At 73.8% G+C, this 25,135-nt stretch carries 17 protein-coding genes; 10 read left to right on the top strand and 7 right to left on the bottom strand.

Annotated features, from left to right (window positions below; all coding sequences use genetic code 11):
* Positions 1 to 46 precede the first annotated feature (46 nt).
* From AB0G74_RS22685 to AB0G74_RS22695, 3 genes are all read left to right on the top strand, one after another.
* Positions 47 to 3,016, top strand: a complete 2,970-nt coding sequence (locus AB0G74_RS22685; protein WP_361149047.1) for a protein kinase — start codon at positions 47 to 49, stop codon at positions 3,014 to 3,016.
* A 258-nt stretch (positions 3,017 to 3,274) separates the two neighbouring features.
* Positions 3,275 to 5,482: a protein kinase gene (locus tag AB0G74_RS22690; RefSeq protein WP_361149050.1), complete on the top strand. Its 2,208-nt coding sequence runs from the start codon at positions 3,275 to 3,277 to the stop codon at positions 5,480 to 5,482.
* 118 nt (positions 5,483 to 5,600) lie between these two features.
* Positions 5,601 to 7,451, top strand: a complete 1,851-nt coding sequence (locus tag AB0G74_RS22695; RefSeq protein WP_361149052.1) for a serine/threonine-protein kinase — start codon at positions 5,601 to 5,603, stop codon at positions 7,449 to 7,451.
* Positions 7,452 to 7,604: 153 nt separating this feature from the next.
* On the opposite strand, the gene AB0G74_RS22700 is transcribed toward AB0G74_RS22695, so the two are convergent.
* Entirely contained in the window at positions 7,605 to 8,075 is a 471-nt protein-coding gene (locus AB0G74_RS22700; RefSeq protein WP_361149055.1) for an NUDIX domain-containing protein, read from the bottom strand.
* Between the two features lie 38 nt (positions 8,076 to 8,113).
* Positions 8,114 to 8,947 carry a serine protease gene (locus AB0G74_RS22705; RefSeq protein ID WP_361149057.1) on the bottom strand — a complete coding sequence of 278 codons (834 nt, stop codon included), beginning with the start codon at positions 8,945 to 8,947 and terminating at the stop codon, positions 8,114 to 8,116.
* A gap of 459 nt (positions 8,948 to 9,406) precedes the next feature.
* Here AB0G74_RS22705 and AB0G74_RS22710 point away from each other — a divergent pair, with 459 nt between their 5' ends.
* Positions 9,407 to 11,023 (top strand): succinic semialdehyde dehydrogenase, encoded by a 1,617-nt coding sequence (locus AB0G74_RS22710; protein ID WP_361149059.1) that lies wholly within the window; start codon positions 9,407 to 9,409, stop codon positions 11,021 to 11,023.
* A 153-nt stretch (positions 11,024 to 11,176) separates the two neighbouring features.
* On the top strand, positions 11,177 to 13,177 hold the full coding sequence (locus tag AB0G74_RS22715; RefSeq protein WP_361149061.1) for a GMC oxidoreductase: 2,001 nt from the start codon (positions 11,177 to 11,179) through the stop codon (positions 13,175 to 13,177).
* Between the two features lie 204 nt (positions 13,178 to 13,381).
* Here AB0G74_RS22715 and AB0G74_RS22720 read toward each other — a convergent pair whose 3' ends face one another.
* Both AB0G74_RS22720 and AB0G74_RS22725 read right to left on the bottom strand, forming a co-directional pair.
* On the bottom strand, positions 13,382 to 14,530 hold the full coding sequence (locus AB0G74_RS22720) for an LPXTG cell wall anchor domain-containing protein (protein ID WP_361149064.1): 1,149 nt from the start codon (positions 14,528 to 14,530) through the stop codon (positions 13,382 to 13,384).
* A 1,030-nt stretch (positions 14,531 to 15,560) separates the two neighbouring features.
* The gene (locus AB0G74_RS22725) at positions 15,561 to 15,932 is read right to left on the bottom strand and encodes a chorismate mutase (protein WP_361149066.1); all 372 of its coding nucleotides are present in this window, start codon (positions 15,930 to 15,932) and stop codon (positions 15,561 to 15,563) included.
* Between the two features lie 502 nt (positions 15,933 to 16,434).
* On the opposite strand from AB0G74_RS22725, the gene guaA reads away from it, so the two are divergent.
* Entirely contained in the window at positions 16,435 to 18,021 is a 1,587-nt protein-coding gene (guaA, locus tag AB0G74_RS22730) for a glutamine-hydrolyzing GMP synthase (protein ID WP_361149068.1), read from the top strand.
* A 308-nt stretch (positions 18,022 to 18,329) separates the two neighbouring features.
* A complete protein-coding gene (locus AB0G74_RS22735) occupies positions 18,330 to 18,923 on the top strand; it encodes a DoxX family protein (protein WP_361149071.1) in 594 nt (197 codons plus the stop codon).
* On the opposite strand, the gene AB0G74_RS22740 is transcribed toward AB0G74_RS22735, so the two are convergent.
* Entirely contained in the window at positions 18,830 to 19,225 is a 396-nt protein-coding gene (locus tag AB0G74_RS22740) for a hypothetical protein (protein ID WP_361149074.1), read from the bottom strand. The genes AB0G74_RS22735 and AB0G74_RS22740 overlap by 94 nt on opposite strands.
* Entirely contained in the window at positions 19,212 to 20,987 is a 1,776-nt protein-coding gene (locus AB0G74_RS22745) for a PspC domain-containing protein (RefSeq protein ID WP_361149077.1), read from the bottom strand. The genes AB0G74_RS22740 and AB0G74_RS22745 overlap by 14 nt, the downstream gene beginning before the upstream one ends.
* A 209-nt stretch (positions 20,988 to 21,196) precedes the next feature.
* On the opposite strand from AB0G74_RS22745, the gene AB0G74_RS22750 reads away from it, so the two are divergent.
* Both AB0G74_RS22750 and AB0G74_RS22755 read left to right on the top strand, forming a co-directional pair.
* Positions 21,197 to 22,513 carry a PspC domain-containing protein gene (locus AB0G74_RS22750; protein WP_361149081.1) on the top strand — a complete coding sequence of 439 codons (1,317 nt, stop codon included), beginning with the start codon at positions 21,197 to 21,199 and terminating at the stop codon, positions 22,511 to 22,513.
* Positions 22,510 to 23,226 carry a response regulator transcription factor gene (locus AB0G74_RS22755; RefSeq protein ID WP_361149083.1) on the top strand — a complete coding sequence of 239 codons (717 nt, stop codon included), beginning with the start codon at positions 22,510 to 22,512 and terminating at the stop codon, positions 23,224 to 23,226. Before AB0G74_RS22750 ends, AB0G74_RS22755 begins: the two co-directional genes overlap by 4 nt.
* Positions 23,227 to 23,266: 40 nt before the next feature.
* On the opposite strand, the gene AB0G74_RS22760 is transcribed toward AB0G74_RS22755, so the two are convergent.
* Positions 23,267 to 24,364, bottom strand: coding sequence for an NlpC/P60 family protein (locus AB0G74_RS22760; protein ID WP_361149106.1), 1,098 nt, complete (start codon positions 24,362 to 24,364; stop codon positions 23,267 to 23,269).
* A 267-nt stretch (positions 24,365 to 24,631) separates the two neighbouring features.
* Between AB0G74_RS22760 and AB0G74_RS22765 the strand changes: the two genes are divergently transcribed.
* Complete coding sequence (locus AB0G74_RS22765) at positions 24,632 to 24,985, top strand: hypothetical protein (RefSeq protein WP_361149086.1); 354 nt, start codon at positions 24,632 to 24,634, stop codon at positions 24,983 to 24,985.
* Positions 24,986 to 25,135: the final 150 nt, after the last annotated feature.

A 25,135-nucleotide genomic window follows, 5' to 3' on the forward strand; every position in this document is an offset into this window, starting at 1 on the left:
CCGTGCGGGCCGGGGAGCGTTGACCACGGGCAGGAGGGGAGGCGGCATGGACGACTACGCGGGCAGGGTGCTGGCCGACCGCTACCGCCTGCCACTGCTCCCCGCCGACGACACCGAGCCTCATGAGGCCGCCGAGACCCGGGCCTTCGACACCTACAGCGGCCAGGAGGTACTGGTCCGTCAGGTGCCGCTGCCCGAGGTCGTGGAGGCGGAGGTGGTCGGCCCCGACGAGTACCCGGGGCCCGCGGGCGGCCCCGGCGGCTACGGGGGCGGCCGGGCACACGGCAGCGCCCTCAGACCCGACGACCCGGCGGTCCAGCGGGCCGTCGAGGCGGCCAGGGCCGCCGCCCGGGTGCCCGACCATCCGCGCCTCGACCAGGTCTTCGACGTCTTCGCCGAGGACGGGTCGCTCTGGATCGTCAGCGAGTGGGTCGACGCCCGGCCGCTCGCCGCTTTCCTCGCCGAGCAGCCGATGACGCCGTACCGGGCGGCCGAGGTCGCCTCCGACGTCCTCACGGCCCTCGGCGCGGTGCACGCGTACGGCTGGACCCATCGCAATGTCACCGCCCGTACGGTCCTGGTCTGCGAGGACGGCCGGGTGGTGCTCACCGGCCTGGCGGCGGGCGCGGCCGAGGAAGCGCTCTGCGGCTACGCCCCGGTCCCCGCCGAGCCGCCCGGCGAGCCCTACGGGGACTTCGCCGACGGCGAGGACAACGGGGACTACAGGGACGACGCGTACGACGCCGATGGCCGAGGTGCCGAAGGTGTCGAGGACGCCGAGGACGAGTACGGGGACGGGGGCTACGAGGACGGCGGTTACGAGGACGACGACGAGCCCGGCGGGACCGTCTACGACGCCCGCGACCCGGACGGCGACGGCCGGGGCGAGGCAGCCGGATCCGGCGCGTACACCGTCGAGCCGTGGCGGTCGGGTCCGGACGTCCGGGGCGCTCGGCGCGGGGCCGTCGCCGCCTACCGGGCCGGAGCCCGGGCCGCGGGCCGGGGTGCCGACGGCCGGACCCCCGAAGGCGATGGGCCCGACTGGTGGGCCACCAAGCCCGGCGCCCCCGCCCTCCCCGCCGGACCGGACAGCACCGGACCCGACGGCGGACACGAGGGCCCCCGCTACCACGACCACGTCACCCCCGGCACCGACACCGGACCGGGTGACGACCCCGCCCGCCCCGGCGGCGACGACGATCCGGCCGGCCCCGAGGCGCCCGGCGGCCACGAGCCGCACCGCCACGACCCGTACGGCACAGAGGCGTACGGCCGCGATCCGTACGGCACCGGCGGCCCGGGCCCCGCACATCTCACCGGCAGCTGGCACGACGGCCCGACCGGCGCCGAAGGGCCCCGTTCCCTCCCGGCGGGCGGTACCACCCCCGCCCTCCCGCCCCCGGCCGACGGCACCTCCGCCCCCGGCCGCCGCCCCCAGCGCCACAGCGACCCGTACGGTGTCCGCGCCCTCCCGCCGGGCGACCCCGCCCCGCCGTCCGGCGGACTCCCCGCCCTGCCCGTCGCCCGCGCCGGACGCCCCGGCGGCGCCCCGGCCCCCCGCGACGACCGGCCCGGGATCCCGCCGCCCGCCACCGCCTCCGGCTGGGACCGCGGCGGCGCGGGCCGCGAGGCGCTCCGCGCCGACGCCCGCCGCGAACCCGGCCCCGACCGCCCGGCACCACCCGCCCCCGGCGGCTGGGACGAGTCGCCCGCCGCCCCCGGCGCCCCCGCCCACCGGGGCCCGGCAACCCCGCTCGCGGCCGAACGCGCCCGGCAGGCCAGGATCACCGTGGTCGGCGCCGTCACCGAGCGATGGGCGCCCGAACAGGCCGGACCCGTCCACGAGAACTGGCAGCTCGCCGCCCCCGTCGGCCCCGCCACCGACCTGTGGGCCCTCGGCGCCCTGCTCTACCGCTCCGTCCAGGGCCACGCGCCCTACCCCGAGGACAGCGCCGCCGAACTGGTCCAGCTGGTCTGCGCCGAACCGCCCGCCTTCGCCGAGGAGTGCGGACCGCTCCGCCCGGTCGTGGAGTCCCTGCTCCGCCAGGACCCCACCGAGCGGCCCGACACCGAGGAACTCCGCGGCTGGCTGCGGTCCCTGATCCGCTCCGCGCCCGAACCCGACGCCGGACTGGACGTGGTGGCGCTGCCCGCCGCCCGGCCCGAGCGGGGCGGCAGCCGGCTGCCCATCCTGCGCCGCCGGGGTGAACTGGTCCGCAGACGCCGGACCTCCGCCGAGGTCGTCCACGGCCGCCACCGCCACAAGAAGCCCCGGACCGGCCGGGAGCGCGGCCCCAGGTCCCTCGGCCGCAGGCTGCTCGTCGTGGTCCTGCTGCTGATGACCGCCGCCGTGCTCTACGCGGTGCTGTTCATGCCGAAGGCGGACGACTCGGCGGACCGTACCGCTCCGGGCGGCGATCAGCGCCCCACGGCGACGACCGGTACGGCCCCCGGCGGCGAGCCGCGCCCCTCGGGATCCCCTCGGACCTCACCCGACGGCGAGAACACCGGAGGCGACACCGGGGCGGGCGGCACACCGGACGCGGGCACGGGCACGGGTGACGTCGCGCGCGGCTACGCCCTGCGGAACGACGCCGAGGGCTTCACCGTCGCCGTGGACCAGGGCTGGCAGCGCCGCCCGATGAACGACACGGGCCAGGTCAGATACGGCGACGGCGACTTCACCCTGATCGTCGTCCCCGGCCGCGACCGGGTCCGCGACGGCGAGGACCCCCTCGACTACCAGCGTGACCGGGAGCGGGAGCTGGAGCCCTTCCGCAACTCCTCCTGGGCCACGTCGAGCGGGCTGCGCCGGATCGAGGTCGGGCAGCGGGTGATGGCGGAGGGCCAGTACACCTGGCAGGACAGCAGCGGCCGTGAGGTCTTCGTCCGCAACCGGGTCGTGGTGATCGGCGACCGGTACCACGTGATCCAGGTGATCGGTCCCGGCGACCGCCGTGACAAGGTCTCGGAGGCGTACGACCAGGCCGTCGCGGTCTACCGGGGCAGGGGCTGAGCCCCGGGCCGACGGGCGATGGCGACTGACGGACAGTCATCACGGCGGCTGTGCGGGTCACTCCGGCCCATCGGCGGAGCACCCGTCAGGAACCGCCCCGTCCTTCTCGTCGTCCCCTTCCATGGCCCGGATTCCGGGGTCCGGGCGGTGGGCGGCCGTTCCGGGAGCCGGAGCGGCATGACAGGGTGTGGGACGGGGCGACGGGGCCACAACGGGGCGGTCAGCGTACGGAGAACGGGGCGGGGAGACGTCGGGCACGTGGAGAACACGAGGAACACGGGCGAGGGAGTCGTACTCGCCGGGCGGTACCGGCTGGGCGAGTCCATCGGCAGGGGCGGCATGGGCCGGGTCTGGCGCGCCCGTGACGAGGTGCTGCACCGGGTGGTCGCGGTCAAGGAACTGACCGCCGGAATGTACGTCTCCGAGTCGGACCGGGCCCGGCTGCACGCCCGGACGCAGAAGGAGGCCAGGGCCGCCGCCCGAATAACCCACCCCGGGGTCGTCACCGTCCACGACGTTCTGGAACACGACGACCGGCCGTGGATCGTGATGCAGTACGTCGAGGGCTCGTCCCTCGCCGACGCCGCCAAGGAGTCCGGCGGGCTGCCCGCGCTGGAGACCGCGCGGATCGGGCAGCGCGTCCTCGACGCGCTGGGCGCCGCGCACGCCGCCGGAGTGCTCCACCGCGATGTGAAACCGGCCAATGTGCTGCTGGCCCGGGACGGCGGCGTACTCCTCACCGACTTCGGTATCGCCGTGATCGAGGGCGACTCGACCATCACCAGGACCGGCGAGATCGTCGGCTCCATCGACTACGTCGCCCCCGAACGGGTCAGGGGCGGCGACCCCGGGCCCGCCTGCGATCTGTGGTCCCTGGGCGTGACCCTGTACTCCGCGGTGACCGGCGAGTCGCCGTTCCGCCGGACGTCCCCGCTGGGCACGATGCGGGCGGTCGTCGCCGAGGAGCCCGAAATGCCGCGCGGGGCCGGTGCGCTGGGCCCGGTGGTGATGGCCCTGCTGGCGAAGGAACCGGAGGCCCGGCCGGACGCGGCGGAAGCGGCCCGGATGCTGGCGGCGGCCGTCGCCGAGCTGGAGCGGGCGGGAACGGGCGGCTCCGAGGGGACGACCGCGGTCTCCACGGCCGTGCTCCCGCCCGAGCCCGGCTTCGGGACAGGCTTCGGCACCGGCTTCGGGTCCGGCGGAACCCGCGCGCCGGGTGGGTCCGGTGCGCCCGGTGGCGGACCCCACGGTTCCGGCGGCGGCTCGTTCGCGGACTCGTCCGGTACGGCCGTTCCGGCGGGCTCCGGCGGCCTGTTCGACGCCGCCGACCAGGGCCGGTACGGCGACCCGTACGGCTCCGGCGGTACCGCGGGTTCGTCTGGCCCAGCCGGTACCGGTGACTACTTCCGGCCGGGCGGGGCGGTGGGCTCGCCCGAGTACGCGGGCCCCGGCGGCCCGTTCGGCCCCGGTGACGGGCAGGCAGCCGACGCCGCCCCCGGGTCTCTCGCCGGTTCGGGAACCGGCGCCTCCGGAACCGCCCTCCCCGGCACGTCCGCGACCTCGTCGACACCCCTGGCCCCCGCGCCCATTGCGGCCACCGGCACGCCCGGGGCGCCCGGGACTTCTGTGACGACCCCGAACGCGGTCCCGCAGACCGGCCCGGACACCGGATCCCCGGCGGGCGGCGGCCGGGGCCGGAAACGGAACGCGAAGGGCACCGGCGGAGGCCGGAAGCGCGGGCGGACCCGCCTGGTCGCGGCCGTGGTCGCGCTCTCCGCGATCGTCGGCGCCACCGCCGGAATCGTCGCGATGCGGTACGCGGACGGCGACGACGAGAAGAACGGGACGGGCACCCGTACCCCCACGGCCGCGACCGCCGGTGCCGACGGCTCCGGCCAGGGCGCCGGGAAGCCGCTCGCCTCCACCGAACCCGATAAGAAGCCCGAAACCGACTCCGGCTCCGTTCCCGGCAACGGCTCCGACACCGACGCCGATCCGGCCGGAGAGGTCCCGCCGGGCTGGAAGCGGGTCGAGGACCCCCTCGGCTTCTCCCTCGTGATGCCGAAGGACTGGCAGCGGATCGCGGCGAAGGAGGGCCAGGTCGACTACTCGCCCGACGGTGGCCGCCATCTGCTCCGGATCAATATCAACAAGGCCCCGAAGTTCATGGACCAGTACGAACACGCGCTGGTACTGGAGAAGAGCTTGCGGCAGCTGCCGGACTACGAGCGGGTGACCCTGGAACGGGACACGTTCCGGGGGCACCAGAACGCCGCCGTGCTGAAGTTCACCTGGACCGAGAAGACCGGCTCCCCCGGACCCCGCTACGGAGCCGACCAGCTGTATGTGGACGCCGCCGGAACGGAGTACGCGATCTTCCTCGCCGGGCCCGTCGAGAGCCGCGAGAAGACCCGGACGGACTTCGAGACGATACGGAAGAGCTGGCAGGGCCCCGCCGACCGGTGACCCCGGCTCCCGCGACCAGGCCCCGGGGAGGCGCCCCCGGGTCCCGGTCTTGTCACGGCTCCGCATCCAGCCGGGGCAGGGGTGGCATCCGGCCACAATCGCCACAGAGGATGTGGGCATGACGAACGACGGACGCCGGGCGGCCGAGCCCACCAGTTACGACCTCAGGCCACCGCAGGCACCCGGGGCACCCGCCCCGGACCGGACTCCGGCCATGTCGCCCGACCCCTCGGCCGCCGTACGCCCCGTCGCGCCCGCGCCCCGCTCCGAACCGTCGGACGCCGGGCCCGCGCCGGTATCCCCGGTAGCCCCGCCCGCGCCCGGCGCTCCGTCCGGGGCCGCGCCCGCCTCCCAGCCCGCCGGGGGCGGCGCCGACCCGGTCACCGGGCGGCTGATCGGCGGCCGCTACCGGCTGGTGTCCCGGCTCGGCCACGGCGGTATGGGCACCGTCTGGCGGGCCCATGACGAGACCGTCGACCGTCAGGTCGCGGTCAAGGAACCCCGGGTCCCCGAGTCCCTCCCCGCCGCCGAACGCGAGACGGTCCATCTGCGGATGCGGCGCGAGGCCCGCGCCGCCGCCAGGATCGACCACCCGGCCGTCGTCACCGTGCACGACGTCGTCGTGGAGGACGGCAGGCCGTGGCTGGTCATGGAGTGGGTACGCGGCCAGTCGCTGGCCGTCCGGCTGGCCGACGGCACCCTCGACGTCCGCGAGGCGGCCCGGATCGGACTCGCCGTCCTCGGCGCGCTGGAGGCCGCACACGCCGCCGGAGTGCTCCACCGGGACGTCAAACCGGACAACGTCCTGCTCGGCGGGGGCGAGGGCCCGGCCGGTGACGAGCGGGTGGTCCTCACCGACTTCGGCATCGCCCGGGTCGAGGGCGAGCAGGGACTCACGGAGACCGGCGCGTTCGTCGGTTCTCCCGAGTACGTCGCCCCGGAACGGGTGCTGGGCCAGCGCCCCGGCCCCGCGTCGGACCTCTGGTCCCTCGGAGTCGTGCTCTACACCGTGGTCGAGGGCGTCTCACCGTTCCGCCGGGCCAACGCCCCGGCCACCCTCCAGGCCGTCCTCTCGACCGAACCCGCCGCGCCGTCCCGGGGCACGGGCCCCTTCGCCGACCTGATCGGCCGGATACTCCGCAAAGACCCGGCGCTGCGCCCCGGCGCGGCGGAGATCCGTCAGGTCCTGGAGTCCGTGGCCCGCCCGCCCCAGCCGGTCCAGCCCGCCCGGCCGACACCGGTCGCGTACGACCCGACGGTACGGTTCGGCAGCCACCCCGCCCCCGTACCCGCCCCGGCCCCCGAGGCCCCGGCAACGAAGGGCGGCCGGTGGGTGCCGCCTGCCCTCCAAGGCAACCGGAAGGCCGGATTCGGCCTGGCGGGCGGCGCGCTGGCACTCGCCGCCGCGCTGGTCCTGGTCGTCCTCAAGCCCTTCGGCGGCACCGACGACGGAACACTCCCCGACGGCTGGGAGGTCCGCAACGACCGCGAGGTGCTGTCCGCCTCGGTGGCCGTCCCCTCCGACTACCGCCGCGTCCAGGACTCCACCGAAGCCGAGGTCACGTACTACGACCCCAGCGGCGTCTTCCGGGTCTACCTGGAGAAGGTCGACCCCTCCGAGCCCGGCGACAAACGCAAGGCGACCCCCACGGCCTGGCGCCAGTTCTACGAACGGGGCGGCAAGGACGGCCGCGATATGAAGGACCAGTCGGTCACAGTCCAGGAGACCACCCACCAGGGCGTGAACGCCTTCGACTCCACCGTCACCTTCTCCCCGTACTACGCCTCGGGCCCGGAGGAAGAGCAGGTCCGCAAGCGCTGGCGCGAACTCGTCGTCACCACCGAAGGGCCGGGCCCCGAGGTCTACTGGTGGCTCCGCGTCGCGGGCCCCTCCGACGGCTGGGCGGCGAAGGAGGGCGACCGCCTGTTCGAGGGCATCGTGGCGAACCTGAAGATCGAGGGCCTGTAGGGGCGGAGCGTAAGGAGCCGCGACGGGCTCCTCACCGGACCACCGGAGCCCGATACCGCCCGGTGCGGTGTCTGCGGGCGGACGACGACCGTGCCCGTCGAGGTCGGGCCCGGGCGCGTCACCTGCCCCGAGCACATCATCAGTATCGGCGGATCAGTGCTGGATCAGGCCGCCGACCGGGACCGGGGCGACATGGCCCGTCGCCGGGAGAGTTCGGGCGAGGGTGAGGCCGATGTCGACCAGTGACGACCGGCGCAGGCCGGGGACATCGGCGAAGGGGGTCCAGACCGACTCCGCCGTCTCGCCGTTCGGCTCGGGGCGGAGTCGGCCACCGGTGATCCGGACCTGGTAGAAGATCCCGACGTTCTGATGCTCCGGCGAGCCGGGTATCCGGCGTTCGGCGGCGGGGATGATTCGGGAGTCCACGCCCAGCAGGCGTTCGACCACGGCGGTGCAACCGGTCTCCTCGGCGACTTCCCGGATCACCGTGTCGAAAGGATCCTCGCCTTGTTCGACCCGGCCGCCCGGCAGGGTCCAGGTGTCGCCCGTCGGTGCGACGTGCCGGGCGAGCAGTACCCGTCCGTCGGTGACACATACGGCATACGCCGCCAGTCGAAAACTCATGTCCCGTACCTCCTGCCAGACCCTAACCCCCGGTCAGATCAGTTGCGGGCGCCCTTCGGGGGGACGTGCGACAGGCCGTGGGAGGCGAGCGGTCCCCGGAAGGGCTGCCATATCGCCGGGTCGGCCAGATTGGTGAAGAGGCTCGTACAGGTGTTGGTGTCCCCGGTCACCAGGCCGTGAACCACGGCCTTTCCGGACTTCGACGGGGCGAACAAGGGGCCTCCGCTGTCGCCGGGTCCGACCCGCTTCTGTTCGGTGCCCGCGCACAGGAACTCCTTGTCCCACATGCCGCCCTCGGTGTCGAACTCCTGTACCGAGAGCGCCGCTTCACGCATGCGGGACGGCTTGCTGTCGACGTCCTCGAGGACGGTCCGGCCCCAGCCCGCCGCCTGGAGGACGCGTCCCGGCTCGGGGCGGCTGCCCGCCGGGGGAAGGGACGCGGCCCGCTGCCGGACGGGCCGGTCGAGCACGATGAGGCCGAGGTCGGTATTGGTCGCGGTCGAGAACTCGGGGTGGCTGTAGACGGTGAACGCGTCGTCGTTCACCACCGTGCCCCGGGGGCTGTTCATGTCGGCCCGGCCCAGGACTACCCGCATCTTGATATGGCCCGACTCGACCCACTTGGAACAGTGCGCGGCCGTGGCGACGACCCGCTCGTCGATGAGTGCCGCGCCGCAGAAGTGGCCCCATGTCCCGTCCGCATTCCGCTGTTCGAGCTGGACGACATAGGAGTACTTACCGTTCGGCACCGGTGTTCCGCCGACGATCGCGGACGCCGAAGGCGCCGTGGTCAAGACGATTCCCGACGCGGCGACCGCCGCGAGGCAGGCGGTGATCCGTCGGCTCATGGGCTGGCGCGTGGTCTGGTGCAAGGAGACTCCTCGGCTCGGAGGGGGAGGCCGTCGATCGACCGGTTGTACCGGTCGCACCGGGCATCCGGGGACTCATCGGAGTCCGCCCGTCTGCCCGGTCGGCCGTGTTCCATCGCTTTGAGTGAACGGCACAGCGCATTCCGTCAGCGTCTCGATTTTTCGATACGCCACCGATAGGTCCGCGGTGATCCCATGGAGTCGGATGCCGGGCCCCGCCGCCGCAGCCGCCCTACCCCCGCCCCCCCCGGGGGTCCGGCCTCTCCGGCGCGTGAGGCTGCTGAGAACCCCGTGGATCCCAGGGGCCCCGGGCGTCCCGGCGTGATCACTCTCGTCCGAATTTTCGAACAACCCGCTGATCAGGACCGATGCGGTGTCGGTCCGCCGGGCCCGGGTGCGGGTCCGGCCAAAGGTGTTACCGGCCGGTACCCAAAGAGTCGGAGGAGGAATACCGTGGGTCCCATGACGGACGTGAAGGCCCCCGCCGCCCCTGTCGGAACCAACCCCCGAGCCACCGCGCCGACCGGTGTCCGCACCGCCGCGGATGTGGTCACCCCCGAGGTGGTGGCCCAGCTCACGCGGGGCGTCGTCGGCTCCGGGCGGACGGCCAACCACACCCCCTTCACCGGGGAGAAGCTGGCCGATCTGCCCGAGTCCACCCCGGACGACGTGGCGGAGGCGTTCCGGCGGGCCCGGGCCGCCCAGCCGGTGTGGGCCGCCGTGCCGGTCCGGACCCGGGCCGCCGTACTGCTCCGCTTCCACGATCTGGTGCTGGAGCGGCAGGCCGAGGTCCTCGATCTGATCCAGCTGGAGACCGGCAAGGCCCGGCTGCACGCCCATGAGGAGATCCAGGCCGTCGCCGTCGCCGCCCGGCACTACGGCCGACGGGCCACCGCCTATCTGAGGCCCCGGCGGCATACCGGGGTCGTCCCCGTGCTGACCAAGACCACCGAACTGCGCCAGCCGCGCGGCGTCGTCGGCCAGATCGCGCCGTGGAACTACCCGCTGGAGCTTTCCGTCGGCGACGCGCTGCCCGCGTTCGTCGCCGGGAACGCGGTGGTGATGAAGCCGGACACGGAGACCGCCCTCACCGCCCTGTGGGCCCGCGATCTGCTGATCGAGGCCGGGCTGCCCGCCGACGTCTTCCAGGTCGTCCTGGGCGAGGGCCCGGTGGTCGGCCCCGAGGTCGTCCGGCACGCGGACTACGTCTCCTTCACCGGCTCGACCCGGACCGGCCGCGAGGTCGCCCGGGGTGCCGCGGAGCGGCTGGTCGGCTGCTCCCTCGAACTCGGCGGCAAGAACGCCATGCTCGTCCTCGCCGACGCCGATGTCGAACGGGCCGCCGCGGGCGCGATCCGGGCCTGTTTCTCCTCCGCCGGGCAGCTCTGTATCTCCATCGAGCGGCTCTACGTCCACGAGTCCGTCGCCGACGTCTTCATCGAGCGGTTCGTCGCCCGGACGAAGGCGATGCGCCTCGGCGATTCCCTCGCGTACGGCGCCGAAATGGGCTCCCTCGTCGGCGAGCGGCAGCTGGCGACCGTGGTCCGCCATGTCGACGAGGCCGTGGCCAAGGGCGCGACCGTACTCGCGGGCGGAGTCGCCAGGCCCGACATCGGCCCGCTGTTCTACGAGCCGACCGTGCTGGAGGGCGTCGAGGAGCCGATGGCCGTCTGCGCCGAGGAGACCTTCGGCCCGGTGGTCTCGGTCTACCGGTTCTCCGACGAGGACGAGGTGATCGAGCGCGCCAACGCCACCCCGTACGGCCTCAATGCCAGCGTCTGGACCCGGGACGGCAGGCGGGGGCATGCCGTCGCGACCCGGCTGCGGACCGGCACGGTCAATATCAACGAGGGGTACGCCCCGACCTACGGCAGTGTGCAGTCCCCGATGGGCGGGATGAAGGACTCCGGTCTGGGGCGGCGGCACGGCTCGGAGGGCATCCTCAAGTACACGGAGGCCCAGACCGTTTCGCAGCAGCGGGTGATGCCGATGGGCCCGGCGTTCGGGATGGACGACGAGAAGTACGCGGACCTGATGAACCGGTCCCTGAGGTTGATGAAGGTGTTCCGGCTCCGCTGACGGGGCGGGGGAGGTCCGACGAGGACCGAGGCCCGGTGCTGGATCCCGGGCCCGGTCCCTGACACCGACCCCGTACCCCGGCGGAGGTCCCCGCCTCTGACACCGTGTCCCGGCCCCGCCCGAGAGGCCGGTCGTTCCGTATGGAGGAGAGCCATGTCCGCGGTACCCCCTGCCCGTCCGGCCGACGAACCCGCGAGCGGCGACGAGACGTACGACGACGAACACAACGACGCATACGACGTCGATGACGACTACGACGTGATCGTCATCGGCTCCGGCTTCGGGGGCGCGGTAGCCGCCCTCCGGCTCACCGAGAAGGGCTACCGGGTCGGCGTCCTCGAAGCCGGGCGCCGCTTCACCCGCGCGACCCTGCCCCGTAACTCCTGGGACCTGCGGAACTTCCTGTGGGCCCCGGCGCTCGGCCTCTACGGCATCCAGCGCGTCCACCTCCTCGGCAAGGTGATGGTCCTCGCGGGCGCCGGGGTCGGCGGCGGCTCCCTGAACTACGCCAACACCCTCTACATCCCGCCCCCGGCGTTCTTCCGCGACCCGCAGTGGCAGGACATCACCGACTGGGAGCACGAACTCGGCCCCTACTACGACCAGGCGCGACGAATGCTCGGCGGCCGGCTGAACACCACGACCACCGCCGCCGACGTCCATCTCAAGGCCACCGCCGACGCGATGGGCATCGGCGACACCTTCCACATGGCCCCGGTCGGTGTCTTCTTCGGCGACGGCGATGACGGCAGCGACCGGGGCGCCGGAGTACGGGCCGCCCCGGGCGACGAGGCCCCCGACCCGTACTTCGGCGGTACGGGCCCGACCCGCCGGGCCTGCGTCCAGTGCGGCGAGTGCATGACCGGCTGTCGGCACGGCGCCAAGAACACCCTCGGCGAGAACTACCTCTATCTCGCCGAGCGCGCCGGAGCCGTGATCCACCCCATGACCACCGTCCGCACCCTCACCGAGGACGGCCGGGGCGGCTACGCAGTCGGCACCCTCCCCACCGACCGGCCGCGCAAGGGCCGGGGCCGGGTGTTCCGGGCCCGCCGGGTCGTGGTCGCCGCCGGGACGTACGGCACCCAGACTCTGCTCCACCGGATGCGGGACACGGGCGCCCTGCCCCGGCTCTCCGCCCGGCTGGGCGAACTGACCCGGACCAACTCCGAGGCCCTGGTGGGGGCGCGCACCGACGACCGGCGCTATCGCGCGCGCCACGGTACGCCCCGGGTGGACTTCACCCGGGGCGTCGCCATCACCTCGTCCGTCCACCCCGACGAGCACACCCATATCCAGCCCGCGCGGTACGGACGCGGCTCCAACGCCATGGGGCTGCTGACGACCCTCCAGGTGCCGTACCGCCCCGGCGGTTCAGGTGGATCCGGTGGTCCGGGTGGTCGACGAGGCGGGCGCGGCCGGGTCGCGGGCTGGTTGGCCGGAATGGTCCGCCGCCCCACGGTCGCCGCGCGATCCCTCTCGTACCGCCGCTGGTCCGAGAAGACCCTGATCTGGCTGGTGATGCAGTCGGTGGACAACTCCCTCATCGCCTACCGGCGGCGATCGGGCCCGGGAAAGGGGCTGCTGACCGCCCGGCAGGGGCACGGCGCGCCCAATCCGACACAGATCGCCGAGGCCACCCGGGCCGCGAGCGTCCTGGCCGAGGAGATCAACGGCTTCGCGGGCTCGAACATCGGTGAGCTGCTGGGCATGCCGATGACCGCGCATTTCCTGGGCGGCTGCCCGATCGGCGCGGACGCCGCGTCGGGGGTGATCGATCCGTACCACCGGGTTTACGGCTACCCCGGCCTCTCGGTCGTGGACGGCGCCGCCGTCACCGCCAATCCAGGGGTGAACCCGTCGCTGACGATCACCGCCCAGGCCGAGCGGGCGATGTCCCTCTGGCCGAACCTTGGCGAGGAGGACCCCCGCCCGGCGCAGGGCGAGCCGTACGTCCGGCTCGCGCCGGTGGCCCCCGAGTCACCGGTGGTGCCGGAGGCCGCGTTCGGCGCGCTGCGGCTGCCGTTCCTGGGGATACCGGCCGTCCCGCCGCCGAAGCCGAAGCCGAAGCCGGAGCGGGGGCCGGATTCGGAGCCGGACGCGGGGCCCGGCGGCCGGAAGCCGGAAGCCCGGAGACCGGGCGCGGGGTCGTAGGGAGACGTACAGCCCGGGGGACGCACCGGCCAGGAGACATACGACCCGGGAGACGTACGACCCGGGAAGCATACGGACCCGGGGACGTAGCGGCGGGGAGGGAGGCGTGCGGGCTCGAAACGGCGTACGGAATCCGGAAAAGGCGGTGGGGCCGCTGCGCCCCCCTCCGAGCGCAGCGGCCCCACCGGTTCATGGGCCCGGACGTCAGGCCGTGGCACCGTCCCGGCGGCGCTTGAGCGCGAAGACGACACCGGCACCGGCGACGATCGCGATACCGCCCGCGATCCCGATCACCGGGAGGACGTCGGAGGAACCGGTCTGCGCGAGGTTGCCGGTCACCGGCACCTCCTTGCGCTCGCCCTGCGGCGCGGTGTTCTTACCGGAGTCGTTCTTGCCGGAGCCGTCCGACGAACCGGGCTTGTTCTTGCCCGGCTTGCCCTCGGCCTCCTTGTCGTCCGGCTTGCCGCCGACCGGAAGGACCTCGAACTCGTAGTCGACCGGCTCACCGAAATCGCAGCTGCCGTTCTGGTTGACGACCAGACCGATCGTCAGCAGGAATCCGGTCGCCGCCGGGGCCTTCGCATCGGCCTTCATCCGCAGTTCGACCTCGGCGAATTCACCATCGCCCAGATCCTCGACCTCGCCGAGATATCCCTGGCCGATCTCGAACTTCTCCCAGGTGCCGTCGTACTTCGCCTCGATGGTGATGTGACGGCCGGCGTCCTCGCCGTTCTCGTCGGAGGCGTCCGCGTCGAGGACGGCCGTGACGGAGGCGATGTCCTTACCGGTCTCGTTGGAGATCCGGTAGGTGAAGTTCCGCCAGCCGCCACCGGCGACGATCTGCGAGGGCGCGCCGCGCAGGGACGTCTTCAGACCGTCGACGTAGTCACCCTCGGTGCACTCGTCCGGGTTCGGCGCCTCTTCCCCGGTGCCGCCCTCGGAGCCCTTGGGAGGCTGGCCGCCGGTGCCGGGCGCGGTACCGGGCTCGCCCTGCTCGCCCTTGCCGGGGGTCTCGGTACCGGGCTGCTTCTCGCCGCCCGGCTGCTCCCCGCCCTGCCCCGCGGTCCCGCCGGTCTCCTTGCCGGGCTCGCCCTGCTCGCCCTTGTCACCCTCGCCCGGCTCGGTACCGGTACCGGGGGTGGTGGTGCCGCCGGTGGAGCCGGTGCCCTCCTGCTTCGACGGATCCGTCGTCCCCGGCTCCGGCGAGTTCGAGCCCGAGCCGGTGGTGCCGGTGCTCGTGCTGGACGCGGGATCGGTCACACCCGTGGCAACGGCGGCCGGGGCGGAGAGCAGGGCCAAGGGGGCCAGGACGGCGGACGCGGCGGCGACGGCCGCGGCACGGCGGAGCTTCATGGGACCTCGGTGATCGAAGGGGCGGCATTCCGCGGGGTTGCGGAAGGCGCGGTTACTCGCGTGCTCCGTGGGATCCCTGAAATAGGTGTGTCCACGGATACGCCCGGTTCGACCCGGCACCCGGTCAGAAGGTTGTAAGAAAACTGACAAGAACTTTATGTGGCATAAATCACCGCTATCACCGTGATAGGTGCCATCGCTGTGATCTTCGCGATCCGTCGTATCGCGGACGGGGGATGAGGCATGGGGGATACGGGACGCGGGAGATGAAAAACGGGCCGTACGGGATCGGAGCCGTAGGGCACAGGTCCCGTACGGGCTCGGAGCCGTACGGGAAAAGGCAAAGGCAAGGGCCCCGCGGGGCGCGCGCCGCGGGGCCCTTGGGCGGCACCGACGCCAGGGCTGCGTCGGTGCCGGAGCGCGGCGCCGGGGGGTGCGCCGCGGAGGAGGGTCGGGTGGATCGGGTGGGCCGGTGCCGCCGACCGGCGGGCCGGGGGTCCGGGTGACACGGCACGGACGCGCGTCCGGACCGGATCGGTCGTGCTCGGGGCCGGGCGGCACCGCGCGTGGGCGGGTGCGGGCGCGTCCGGCGGTCCGGTGGTGATGGGGGCTCCGGTGCACCGGCGCCCGTGGGGCATCGTGGTGGAGCGGCCGCGGCGTACGCAACCGTTCCGACGGGATCGCGGCCGGTTCCGGGCGTCCCCGGAACCGGCCGCCGGGGTGACCGGGCTGCTGTCCCCTGCCGACCGGTCACGCGTGCTGGCGCGAGGTCCCACGACGTACTCGCGTACGTCACACGCTCCAGCTGAGCCACGCGTGGTTTTCCTGCGGGGCCGGGCCTGGCTGGCTCGGACATCGGGACCAACGAAGCCCTGTCGCCAGCGGTCACGCGCCGTACGGGTGAGACGGCACCCGAACTCAAATGCGGTTCGCACCCCGGTGCCGCCGCGGCCCGGCGGACGCCGCGCGCGGATCCGGGGGAGTGGGCGGCGCGGCGGCGGCCCTGGCGCCGCGCCCGCCGCCTCCGGGGTCAGATCCGGCCCCGGCACAGCTCCAGGACGGTCATGGCGAGCGCCGTCCCGGGCTTGCCGAGGGCGTCCCGGAAGTGGCTGAGGACCTCCATCTCGCGGGAGAGGCTGACCCGGCGCCCGCCGGAGGCGATCCGGGCGTCCTGGATGACGGCGGAGATCGCCATCCGTTCCTGGACGAGGCCGATGATCCGGTCGTCCAGGGCGTCGATCCGGTCCCGGGCGCCGGTGATCAGTTCGACCGCCTCGGGGGTACGGGCACCGGTCGCCTCGGCCGACGCGGCGGTGGTGGCCGCGGCTGCCGAGGCCGAGCTGACCGGGGTGGCAGAGGTGACGGCGGTGACAGTGGTCGTGGTGGTGGATGTGGTGGACACGTGGGCTCCTCGGAGGATCGGGGCGCCCGGTCCGGTACGGCTCCGGAACTGCACAGCGCCCCGGGCCTTTTCCCGGCCCGGGGCGCTGTGGCGAAGTCGCTTGTCAGTAGCTCAAGCAGCACGACCATGGCAGCCGGACGGGCCGGTGCCATAGGTAAAGACGAAGGTCGAGTGCTGACGCATGGGGACAGTATGGACCCGGCCCCACCCGAGGCCAAAGCCGGCCCGGATCGTGGGACGCCCTCCCCGGACCCTTCCGGCCGCGGTTCCGCTTCCTCCGGGTGCGGGGCGCCACCGCCCCGGCCCGTCCCCGCCCCGGCCCGTCCCCGCCCCGGCCCCGGCGTACCGCCGTCCCCGTCCCCGCCCCCGGGCCCACCGCCCCCGCCCCGCCCCCGACCCCTCGTGGGCGTCCCCGCACCCTCCGTGTCCGGCCGAAGGGCCCGTCCGGCCCCAGTAGAATCGGGTGTACGCCCCCCGCCCAGCCCCCGCCGGAAGGCCGCCAGTGTCCTCAGTGTCGCCCGCCGCCGCGCCAGATGTCGTACTCGTCGTCGACTTCGGCGCCCAGTACGCCCAGCTCATCGCCCGCCGCGTCCGTGAGGCCCGGGTCTACTCCGAGATCGTCCCGTCCACCATGCCGGTGGCCGAGATGCTGGCCAAGAACCCCAAGGCGATCATCCTCTCCGGTGGTCCCTCCTCGGTCTACGCCGACGGCGCGCCCCGGCTCGACCGGTCGATCTTCGAGGCCGGGGTCCCCGTCTTCGGTATGTGCTACGGCTTCCAGCTGATGGCCACCACCCTCGGCGGCACCGTCGACAACACGGGCGCCCGTGAGTACGGCCGGACGCCCCTCGCGGTCTCCAAGACCGGCTCGACGCTTTTCGAGGGCACCCCCGCCGAGCAGTCGGTGTGGATGTCGCACGGCGACGCCTGCTCGGCCGCGCCCGAGGGCTTCACCGTGACCGCGTCCACGGAGGTCGTGCCCGTCGCCGCCTTCGAGAACGACGAGAAGAAGCTGTACGGCGTGCAGTACCACCCCGAGGTGCTGCACTCCACCCACGGCCAGCAGGTCCTGGAGCACTTCCTCTACCGGGGCGCGGGCATCGAGCCGTCGTGGACCACCGGCAATGTGATCGAGGAGCAGATCGCCGCCGTCCGCGAGCAGGTCGGCACCAAGCGCGCCATCTGCGGCCTCTCCGGCGGAGTGGACTCCGCGGTGGCCGCCGCTCTTGTGCAGAAGGCCATCGGCAACCAGCTGACCTGCGTCTACGTCGACCACGGCCTGATGCGCAAGGGTGAGACCGAGCAGGTCGAGAAGGACTTCGTGGCCGCCACCGGCGTCCAGCTGAAGGTGGTCGACGCGCAGGAGCGGTTCCTGAGCGCGCTCGCCGGGGTCTCCGACCCCGAGGAGAAGCGGAAGATCATCGGCCGGGAGTTCATCCGGGTCTTCGAGCAGGCCCAGGCCGAGATCGTGGCCGAGGGCGCCGCCGACGGCGAGGATGTCGCCTTCCTGGTGCAGGGCACCCTCTACCCGGACGTCGTCGAGTCCGGCGGCGGTACCGGCACGGCCAACATCAAGTCCCACCACAACGTCGGCGGACTCCCGGAGGACCTGGAGTTCCAGCTGATCGAGCCGCTGCGGAAGCTCTTCAAGGACGAGGTCCGGATGGTCGGCCAGGAACTGGGCCTGCCGGACGAGATCGTCCAGCGGCAGCCGTTCCCCGGCCCCGGCCTGGGCATCCGGATCGTCGGCGAGGTCACCCGCGACCGGCTCGACCTGCTGCGCGAGGCCGACGCCATCGCCCGTGAGGAGCTGACCGCCGCCGGGCTCGACCGCGAGATCTGGCAGTGCCCGGTGGTCCTGCTCGCCGATGTCCGCAGCGTCGGAGTCCAGGGCGACGGCCGCACCTACGGCCACCCGATCGTGCTCCGCCCGGTCTCCTCCGAGGACGCGATGACCGCCGACTGGACCCGGATGCCGTACGACGTCCTGGCCCGGATCTCGACCCGGATCACCAACGAGGTCGCCGACGTCAACCGGGTGGTGCTGGACGTCACCAGCAAGCCCCCGGGGACCATCGAGTGGGAGTGACCCCGGAACCGGCCCTTCGGGGACCGGCATCGGGACCGTCCCCTTCGGGGTGACCCCGACCTCCTGAACGCCCGGCGCGCCCCTCGCGGAACCTTCCGCGAGGGGCGTCCGTGTTTCTGGGCCGCGGCGTGTGCGGCGTACTCGGCGAACCGTCCGTCGTGGCGCGGGCGGTGCTTCCGGGGGAATTCCGGCGACACTCCGGGTGAGCCGTCCGGCCGTCCCGTACGTATGGGTAACGACTGGTCGGCGACGGCACCCCCGGGTACGACGGCAGGGCAGCCGGTCCGGCGGGAGAGAGGGTACGGGTGATGGCGTACACACGGCATGACACGGCGGGGTACGGCACCGGAGACAGCGGCTCCCCCGGCGCCGGGGGAACGGGAGGCAGCGGCGGCGGTTTCCGTGCCCGGCTCGCCCGGTTGCGGCACCGGGCCGACCGGCTGCGGGAGCTGGGCGCCCGGCACGCCCTGCTGCCCCTGCGGATCTTCCTCGGTCTGACCTTCGTCTACGCCGGGCTCGACAAGCTGGGTGACAGCACGTTTCTGGCCGCCGAGGGCACCGGCTCGATCGGCGCGACGATGCACGCCGTCCGGGACGGTTCGGCCGTGCCGTGGCTGGTCGACATCGGATTGGAGGACCCCGTGGCCTTCGGCAAGGCGATCGCCTGGGGCGAGCTGGCCGTCGGCGTCGGTACGCTGCTCGGTCTGCTGACCCGGGTCGCCGCGCTCGGCGGGGCGCTGATCTCGGCCAGCCTCTGGCTGACCGTCAGCTGGCAGACCGAGCCGTACTACTACGGCAACGACCTCGTCTATCTGATGGCCTGGCTGCCGCTGGTACTCGGCGGGGCGGCGCTGTTCTCGGTGGACGCGCTGCTCGCCGAGCGGCGGCGGCGCAGCCCGTAATGGGCCAGGCCCAGCGCGCCCGCGACCGCGAGACCGCCGAAGACCACCGGGAAGACCACGAACCACGGGGTGCTCCAGCTGCCGGCCGCGTCCCCGGCGTAGAGCAGCGTCGCGACCAGTGCGGCCGTACCGGCGGCGGCCCGGCCGGGGCGGAAGCCGTGCAGCATCCGCCACCGCCCGGAGGCGGACGTACGGCACGCTTGCCCGCCTGGCGCGCCGGGCGCACCGGACGCGGCGGATCCGGCGGACGCACCGGACGCACCGGGCTTGGCGGACCGTATGGCCGGGTCAGGACGCGGCACGGGCACGGGTCACCTCCACCTGTCCGACGCTCACCTGGACGAACAACTCGACGGTACCCGCCTTCGCCGTCGCACCGGGCCCCGGCGGCCCCGGCGGCCGGGGCGCGGGCAGTATCTCGTTCCGCTCCTGACCGGGGGAGATGTCGATATCGTCCTTCGGATCGCCGGGGAGTCTGATGTCGCCGACGCCCGCCTCCGCCCGCAGCCGGACCTCCACCCCGGCCGGGACGATCACCTCGGCCTTGCCGATGCTCACCGCGGCCGAAGTCGTCAGGGTCTGGCCGGGTGCCAGGGCCACCCGGGAGAGATCCAGTACGCCGACCCCGGTCCCCAGTTCGTACCGTGTCTCGACCGCGGCGGCCGTCGCGGGCCGCCAGGTCGTCCGCCGCCAGTCGGTGCCGATGTTCTCGGGCAGGGACGCCGCTCCGGCCAGCAGTAGGGCGGTCACCACCGTGAGGAAGACCGTCCCGAAGCCGGTACGGCCCAGGAATGAGCTGACCACCAGGCCGAGGCCGAACACCCCGAGCGCCGCCGCGAGGCCGATCTGGAGACTGATGCCCAGCGGCTGCTGGGTCCAGCTCAGCTGGACCCCGAGATAGCAGGCGAGGGCGGCCAGACCGAAGACCGTGCCGCCGATGGAACGGGGACCCTCCCGGTCCCGGGGCCGCCGTGCGGCACTTTTCTTGTCCCGGCCGACGCCGCTGACGTCCGCGTCCTCCGGGCCCCACAGATAGCCGGGGGCCGCCGGGCCGTCGGCGCCGGGTCGGGCCGGCGGATCGCGCCACCAGGACGGGCTGTCGGGCGCGGGCGGCGCCTTCGTCTCCGGCGGCGCGTCCGGGACGGCGTGCGCGGACGGCCCGGCGCCCGGCGCCCGGACCGCCCCCTCCGGCGGTGCCGTACGCCGCCGGGACCAGACGGCGACCCCGGTCGCGGCGATCGCCAGCTGGGCGGCGAAGGCGAGGGTGCCGCGGTTGTTGAGCAGGGTCAGGAAGATTCCGCAGCCGATCAGGGCCAGGAACACCGCGGTCAGCGCCGCGCCGTCGACCCGGCCGCCGAGCAGCTTCCGTCCCTCGGACTCCTCCTCGCCCTCGGCGGGGACGAGCAGCCAGGCGAAGCCGTAGAAGATCAGCCCGAGGCCGCCGGTGACGGCGAGCACGCCCAGCACGACCCGGAAGATCACCGGGTCGAGGTCGCAGTACCGGCCGAGGCCGCCGCAGACCCCGCCGATCACCCGCTGCCGTCCGTCCCGGCGGAGCTGCCGGGGGCGGATTACGCCGCCGCCGCCGTCGTCGCCGACCGGGCCGGGCTGGTCGTCGTACGCACCGGCCCCGGTTCCCGCTCCGGCCCCGCCGCCCGTTCCGGACCCATCGGATGCGCCGGACCCGCCGGACCCGCCGCCAGTTCCGGACCCGCCGGACCCGTGCCCGGGGGCCGTCGAGGGACCATCAGCCGTACCACCGGCGGAGGTCGCGCCGAGCGGACCGCCGGAGGATCCGTTGGCACCGGCGGCCGGTCCGCCGCCGGTAGCGGGCGTACCCCGGTCGGTTGTCCGGTCGGTCGTCCGATCGCTCGCCGGACCGGTCCGGTCTGCCCGAACGCCCTCCCGTACGTCCGCCGAGCCCCCGACCTCACCGACCTTGTCGGCCCGGTCCGCCCGGTCCGTCGGGTCGTCGGCCACGGCACCGGCCCGGTCGCCGGACGGGGCTTCGGCCGGGCCGTCGGGCGGTCCGTCGGAGGAGGCGGTCGGGCGCGGCTGCTTCATACGTCCATGGTGACGGCCCGGGCGCCCGGAAGGGACCGGGGGCGACCCTGGCCCGTCCCTGATATCGCCCCGGTACCACCCCCGAAAACCGCCTCCGGAAACCGCCCCGGTGTCATCCCCGGGTATGCCCCCGGCCCGGCCGCGCTCAGGGTCGTTCTCGGGGTCGCCCCCGATACCGGAAGCCCGCCGTTCCGTGTGACGATCGAACCATGCCCGCCGCCGCCCCGCCCCGCCCGGCCACCGACTCCCCGCGGTCCGCGCGCGCCACCGCGCCCGCCGAGGAGGACGTACCGCTGCGCAGGCTCTACCGCAGCGCCGACGGACGGCTCCTCGGCGGAGTGGCCCGCGGCCTCGCCGGTCATCTGGGCGTTCCGGTCGCCTGGGTGAGGCTGGTCTTTCTCGCCCTGCTGCTCGCCGACGGCCTCGGGATACTGCTCTACGCGGCCTTCTGGGTCTTCGTCCCCCTCGGAATCGGGGGCCGGGCCCCCGAACACCGCCCGCTCTTCGAAGTCGCCCCCGACGGCCGCCGCAAGCTCCGCAAACCGGACAAGGGGCAGATCTTCGCCCTGGCCGCCCTGGGCATCGGCTGTCTGATCTTCATCAGCGACCTCGACACCACCAGCCGGGCCGACCGCTATATCTGGCCGACGTTGTTGATAGGCGCCGGGGTGGTGCTGGTGTGGCGGCAGGCGGACAACGCCCGCCGGGCCCGCTGGACCGCCGCCGACTCCCGGCACCGCCGCTTGTTCCAGTTCGCCCGCGCCCTGGTCGGCGTCGCCCTGGTCGGGACCGGGCTCACCGCCTTCATGGTCGTCCGGGGCTCGGCCGCCCAGCTCGGCAACGTCCTCACCGCCGCCGTCGCCGTCATCGCCGGAATCGCCCTGCTCGCCGGGCCGTGGCTGGTCCGGATGACCCAGGACCTGTCCGAGGAGCGGACGATGCGGATCCGGGCCCAGGAACGGGCCGAGGTCGCCGCCCACGTCCACGACTCCGTACTGCACACCCTCACCCTGATACAGCGCCGCGCCGATGACCCCGGCGAGGTCCGCAGACTCGCCCGCGCCCAGGAACGGGAGCTGCGGAACTGGCTCTACAAACCCGAGGGCACCGGCCAGGAGGAGGAAGAGGAGCCCGACACCCTTGCCGAGGCGGTGAAACGGGCCGCCGCCGAGGTCGAGGACAAACACGGCGTACCGCTGGAGGTCGTGGTGGTCGGCGACTGCCCGCTGGACGAACGGCTCACGGCCTGTATGCAGGCCGCGCGCGAGGCGATGGTCAATGCCGCCAAGTACGGTGGCGAGGGCGGCCCCGTCCAGGTGTTCGCCGAGGTCGACGGCCGTACCGTCTTCGTCTCCGTCCGCGATCGCGGACCCGGATTCGACCCCGAGGCCGTCCCGGACGACAGAATGGGCGTCCGGGAGTCGATCGTCGGCCGGATGCGGCGCAACGGCGGGACGGCCCGGCTGACCTCGGCGCCCGGGGAGGGCACGGAAGTGGAGCTGACCATGGAGAGGGCGGACGGATGACGGCGGAGCGGGCAGGACGGCCGGGGGACGGGCGGACGGACGGCGAGCAGCCGCGCCGGGTACGGGTGGTCCTCGTCGACGACCACCGGATGTTCCGTACCGGGGTCCAGGCCGAGATCGGCCGGACCGAGACCACCGGCGTCGAGGTCGTCGGCGAGGCGGCCGACGTCGACCAGGCGGTCACCGTGATCACCGCGACCCGGCCGGAGGTCGTCCTCCTCGACGTCCACCTCCCCGGCGGCGGCGGGGTCGAGGTACTGCGCCGCTGCGCCCCGCTGATGGGCGCGGCCGAGCATCCCGTACGGTTCCTGGCGCTCTCGGTCTCCGACGCGGCCGAGGACGTCATCGGTGTCATCCGGGGCGGCGCGCGCGGCTATGTCACCAAGACCATCACCGGTACCGACCTGATCGACTCGATCTTCCGGGTGCAGGAGGGCGACGCGGTCTTCTCGCCCCGGCTCGCCGGGTTCGTCCTCGACGCCTTCGCCTCCACGGACGCCCCGCCGGTCGACGAGGACCTGGACCGCCTCACCCAGCGGGAGCGCGAGGTGCTGCGGCTGATCGCCCGGGGCTACGCCTACAAGGAGATCGCCAAGCAGCTCTTCATCTCGGTCAAGACGGTCGAGTCGCATGTCTCGGCGGTCCTCCGGAAGCTCCAGCTCTCCAACCGCCACGAACTCACCCGCTGGGCCACGGCCCGCCGCCTGATCTGACCGCCCGCCCCCCGGCTCGCCCCGGCGGCCAGGGCTCCGGCTACGCCGGTCGTACCGCCCCCGCGAACGGCATCTCGTCCACCCGCGCGAACCGCACCACCCCGCCCGGCCGGGGCGCGTGGATCATCCGGCCACCGCCCACATACATCCCGACATGTGTCACCCCGGGATAGAAGAAGACCAGGTCACCGGGGGCGAGTTCGGACCGGGCGACTCGCCGCCCCGCGCCGATCTGGGTGTACGTGGTCCTCGGCAGGGACACCCCCGCCGCCCGCCACGCCGCCTGGGTCAGCCCGGAGCAGTCGTACGACGCCGGGCCCGTCGCGCCCCAGACGTACGGCTTGCCGAGCGCCCCGTACGCGTAGGCCACCGCCCGCGCGGCCCGGGGCGTGGGCGCGGTCGCCCCGGCGGCGTCCGCGACCGCCCCGGCCCGGCCGTCGCCCCGCCCCGGCGCCCCCGGACCCGAAGCGGCCCCGGGACCCGTACCGGCACCCGCTCCGGTACCGGCCCCCGGCTCCGTCGCCTCCAGCCGCTTCAGCATTCCCTCCGCCGTCGCCAGCTTCCGCCGCACCTCGGTCTTGCGGCGGGCGAGTTCGTCCCGCCGCTCCCGGAGGTCCTCGAACTGCCGCCCGGCCCGGTCCCGCAGCCCGTCGACGGCCGCGAGCTGACCCCGTACGTCCATCACGGCCGCCGCGGTCCGCCGCCCGACGAGCCGGTCGATCGCGGCCCGCTCCAGACAGCCGTCCGGGTCGGAGTCGAGGGCGAACCGGATCGCCGGGTCGACGGCCCCGGCCCGGTACTGCGCCCCGGCGACGGCGCCGAGGACGGACCGGCTCGCGTTCAGCCGCTCGGTCCGCCGGGCGGTCTCGTCCCGCAGCCGGTCCAGCTCCTCCCGCGCCCGGTCGGTCCGGTCCTTCGCGCCGTTGTACGCCTCGGTGGCGGCCTCCGCCTCCTGGTAGAGCTGGTCGACCCGGGCCTTGATCTGCGCCGGGGTGAGTACGGGGTCGGCGGCGGCGGTCCCGTTGAACGCGGTGGCGGTCGCCGCGCCCGCGAGCGCCAGGGTGGTGGCGGTCCTGGCGGCGGGCCGTACGGCGAACGGGTTCCGCCGGGCCTGCTTCGGTTTGCGGTGCGCTGCCACGAGGGCGTCCACGTCCTTCCCCGGTCGTGCTCGGTGGTGCTCGGCCGCCGTCGGCGGCCGTCTGGGTCATCCGGGGCAGGACGCTAAGCCTGAGGTCACGGCGTAAAGGCGGAATGACGGATTCTGCTCGAAGGTGGCCCTGGAATGAAGCTTTCCGTAAGGGTTACGTCACGCCGGGTATCGATCGCTGTCGGGCTCTGACCGAAGCGATGAACGAGGCATACCCGGCCGAAGGGGGGTGCTACGGCGGTGGCTAGGCTCCGCCGTATGGACGTACTCATCAATGTGTTCGTGGCGCTCCACATCATCGGTATCGCGTCCCTGCTCGGTGGATTCCTCACCCAGATGAAGGCGATGGGCGAGGGCGCCGCCCGCTTCAGCCCCGCGATGCTGCACGGCGCGCTGACGATGCTGGTCACGGGCGTGGCCCTGGTCGGTCTCAACCAGGCGGACGACCAGACGGTCAACAACCTGAAGATCGGCGTCAAGATGGCCGTCCTGGTGGTGATCCTGGCGCTGGTCTACGTGAAGCGCGACGAGGAGCGGGTGGAGAAGCCGGTCTTCGCCGCGGTGGGCGGACTGACGGTCGTGAACATCTTCATCGCGACGCTCTGGACCTGACCGGTCACGCCGGGCCCGCCCGGCCCGGCTCCCCGTTTCGTCACGGCTCCCCGGCCACCGCCCGGCCGTCGCGCGTGCGGTGGCCGTAGCGGCGGTCGTGGCCGTCGTGGCGCGGATTCCGCCGGAGCGGACCCGGGCTGTCAGTGGCCC

Source organism: Streptomyces sp. NPDC020875, assembly GCF_040641415.1.
Classification (GTDB): Bacteria; Actinomycetota; Actinomycetes; order Streptomycetales; family Streptomycetaceae; genus Streptomyces.